The organism is Rheinheimera sp. (genome assembly GCF_036568245.1).
Classification (GTDB): Bacteria; Pseudomonadota; Gammaproteobacteria; order Enterobacterales; family Alteromonadaceae; genus Alishewanella.
On record NZ_DATCSY010000130.1, the window covers coordinates 1 to 3,828 of the forward strand.

Here is a 3,828-nt window from a genome sequence, read left to right on the forward strand (position 1 = left end):
ATTGCCAAAGCAATGAACACCAGCTTTGTTGTCAGAGGTTTATGCTTAAATGCCATGCTTATCCCCTACTTAATCACCGGCGGTGTTTCGAAGGTATGATAAGGCGCTGGTGATGGCACTTCCCATTCCAGCCCTTCAGCACCTTCCCAGACCTGAGCCGTTGCTTTTTCACCGCCACGGGCGCATTTCACCAACACCCAGACAAAAATGAGCTGGGACGCACCGAACAGGAAACCGCCAATACTGATAAAAGCATTAAAATCAGCAAATTGCAGTGCGTAATCCGGTATCCGTCTTGGCATACCAGCTAAGCCGACAAAATGCATGGGGAAGAACAGCAGGTTGACCGAGATTAATGAACACCAGAAATGCCACTGGCCAAGCCTTTCGTCATACATATGGCCGGTCCACTTTGGCAGCCAGTAGTATGCGGCCGCAATGATGGAAAATACCGCGCCGGTAACCAGTACATAATGGAAATGAGCAACAACAAAGTACGTATCGTGGTACTGGAAATCAGCCGGTGTAATCGCCAGCATCAGGCCAGAAAAACCACCTATGGTAAACAACACTATGAACGCCAGCGCAAACATCATAGGTACTTCAAAGGTCATGGCGCCACGCCACATCGTTGCCACCCAGTTGAACACTTTTACCCCGGTAGGCACCGCAATCAGCATCGTACAGTACATAAAGAACAGCTCAGCAAATACCGGCATGCCTGTAGTAAACATATGGTGTGCCCAGACCAGAAAAGATAACAACGCTATGCTGGAGGTGGCATATACCATAGATGCATAACCGAACAGCGGCTTACGGGCAAAAGTCGGTACTATGCTGGATACAATGCCGAATGCTGGCAGTATCATAATGTACACCTCAGGGTGACCGAAGAACCAGAAGATATGCTGGAACAGAACAGGATCACCGCCACCGGCGGCATCAAAAAAGCTGGTACCAAAATATTTGTCGGTCAGCACCATGGTGACGGCGCCGGCCAACACCGGCATGACCATAATCAGCAAAAATGCTGTAATCAGCCAGGTCCAGACAAACAGTGGCATTTTCATCCAGGTCATACCCGGCGCGCGCAGGTTGAAAATGGTGACGATGACATTAATCGCCCCCATAATAGAGGAAATACCCATTATGTGAACAGAAAACACAAACAGTCCTGTGCTATCGCCACTGTACGTAGTCGATAACGGTGCATAAAACGTCCAGCCGAAATTAGGCCCACCGCCCGGTAAAAACAATGAAATTAATAAAATCAGAAACGCAAACGGCAGGATCCAGAAACTCCAGTTATTCATCCGCGGTAGCGCCATATCTGGTGCACCAATCATCATCGGGATCATCCAGTTAGCCAGGCCGGTAAAGGCTGGCATTACGGCGCCGAACACCATGATGAGGCCATGCACTGTTGTCATCTGATTAAAAAAGTTAGGCTCCACAAACTGCATGCCAGGCTGGAACAATTCTGCCCGGATCACCATCGCCATAGTGCCGCCGATAAAAAACATCACCAGCGCAAACACCAGATACATAGTGCCGATATCTTTATGGTTTGTGGTGTAGAACCAGCGCTTTATGCCGCTGGGTTTATGGTCATGATGCTCGTGATCATGCTCATGATCTGTCACTACTGCACTCATCCGTTATTCCCCTTTACCTTGCATGACAGCATGCACATCTGCGGCCTGAACCAACTCACCGGTATTGTTACCCCAGGCATTACGCTCATAGGTAATCACCGCAGCAATTTCTTTTAAGCTAAGTTGCTTGGCGTAAGCCTGCATAGCCGTGCCTGCTTTGCCGTTGAGCACTGTATCAATGTGTGCCGGTTGATCGTTCAGGGCTATGCTACTGCCTTTGAGCGCAGGGAAAATACCCGGTAAGCCCTCACCGTTAGGCTGATGGCAAGCAGCGCAGTAAGCCGTGTATGTGCGTTCACCAACACTCATAAGCTCTTCCATGCTCATATTCATCGCCAGTAATTCCTGCTCTTCGGCTTTCGCTTTGGCAATCCTTTCAGCTTCCCCGGCAAGCCATTTATCATATTCAGCGGGCTCTTTAGCGATAACGACAATCGGCATGTAACCGTGATCTTTGCCGCACAGCTCAGCACACTGACCACGGTATATCCCAGGCTCGTCAATCCGGGTCCAGGCTTCGTTGATGAAGCCCGGGTTGGCATCTTTTTTAACCGCAAATGCCGGAACCCACCACGAGTGGATAACATCATCTGACGTCATCAGAAACCGGACTTTTTTGCCTGTCGGCAGAACCAGTGGCCGATCAACTTCCAGCAGGTAGTTTTCACCCTTGGCAAACCTATTTGCGATTTGCTCTTTCTGCGTAGCCAGTAAAGAGTAAAACTCGACGTCATGTTCCAGATACTTGTAGTGCCATTTCCACTGCGAACCGGTTACGACTACTGTGACGTCTGCCTCAGTAGTGTCTTCCATTGCTATCAGGGTTTTGGTGGCCGGAATGGCCATAAGAATCAGAATGATTACCGGTATGGCTGTCCAGAGTATTTCTACTTTGGTGCTTTCATGGAATTGGGCTGGTTGCACACCCCGTGCTTTTCTATGGCGAACGATGGACCAGAACATGATCCCGAACACCACTGCACCAATAACACAGCAGATCCAGAAAATTGTCATGTGCAGGTGGTATACCCGCTGACTGATTTCCGTTACCCCTTTGGTCATATTCAGGGGCATATCTGCTGCATTAGCCGACGCAGCTAAAAGCAGGGTTGGCAGCGACCAACGAAGACTACGCGTTTTCGTCACTGGACTTCTCCTCTGTCATTTTGCAAAGCAAACTGCAGAAACTAAGTACACAGTACTACACGGTCCTTACATACCCATCCCGAACCTATGTATGAAGTTTCATCAGTTTATTATTTTTATTGTTAGTGTCGGCTTCGGGGCTAGCGCTGAAGCCGGAACTGACCCTGTTGTTATTTTTTAATCAGTTTCAGGTTAAGAATTATCCAAATTACACTCAGTGTAAACCCCTAAATAACAAAAGCGCTGGCAAACCCAAGTGGTCATACCAGCGCTTTCGTAAAAATAACTTATTGAGGTTAGTACGAATTATAACCAACTTCCGTTGCGGATAACGCCTACAGCCAAGCCTTCTACTGCAAAATGCTGAACACGCAAGTCCACTTTAATCACATCAAAATCTTTATTTTCCGGATGTAAGAACACTGTGCTGCCATCGCGCTGGAATCTTTTTACGGTGACATCTTCATCAACACGGGCAACGATCACCTGGCCCGGCTGCACCTGGCTGGTTTTATGCACTGCTAGCAGGTCTCCGTCGAGAATGCCGATATCCTGCATACTCATACCTTGCACCCGTAATAAGAAATCGGCATGGGGTTTAAACAAATTGGCATCAACCTGATAATGATCCTGCACATGCTCAGCAGCCAGTATTGGCTGACCTGCTGCTACTTTACCAATCAATGGCAAGCCAAGTTGTTCAGGTTCATCTGAATCGACCAGACGGATACCGCGGGAGGTGCCCGGCATCATCTCAATGACACCTTTTTTCGCTAACGCTTTTAAATGTTCTTCTGCAGCATTGGCCGATTTGAAGCCTAATTGCTGGGCTATTTCTGCCCGGGTAGGCGGCATACCGGTGTCTTGCTGGTAATCTTTAATTAACTGCAGAATCTCTGCCTGTCGTGGCGTTAGTGGTCTCATAGTGCTGTTTACCTGTACAGTGGATACTGTGAGTATATACAGGCGTCGATGAAATGCAAGCCTCTGACAGGTAGTACAATTCTCCCGCTGCCGCTAACATGTT

The 3,828-nt window shown here is 48.4% G+C and carries 3 protein-coding genes; all 3 read right to left on the bottom strand.

The window, feature by feature from the left end; genetic code table 11:
• Nucleotides 1–65: 65 nt before the first annotated feature.
• On the bottom strand, nucleotides 66–1,655 hold the full coding sequence (ctaD, locus tag VIN66_RS05700) for a cytochrome c oxidase subunit I (RefSeq protein WP_331923066.1): 1,590 nt from the start codon (nucleotides 1,653–1,655) through the stop codon (nucleotides 66–68).
• A 3-nt stretch (nucleotides 1,656–1,658) separates the two neighbouring features.
• Nucleotides 1,659–2,801: a cytochrome c oxidase subunit II gene (gene coxB / locus VIN66_RS05705; protein WP_331923067.1), complete on the bottom strand. Its 1,143-nt coding sequence runs from the start codon at nucleotides 2,799–2,801 to the stop codon at nucleotides 1,659–1,661.
• Nucleotides 2,802–3,107: 306 nt separating this feature from the next.
• Nucleotides 3,108–3,725, bottom strand: coding sequence for a transcriptional repressor LexA (lexA, locus tag VIN66_RS05710; protein ID WP_331923068.1), 618 nt, complete (start codon nucleotides 3,723–3,725; stop codon nucleotides 3,108–3,110).
• Nucleotides 3,726–3,828: the final 103 nt, after the last annotated feature.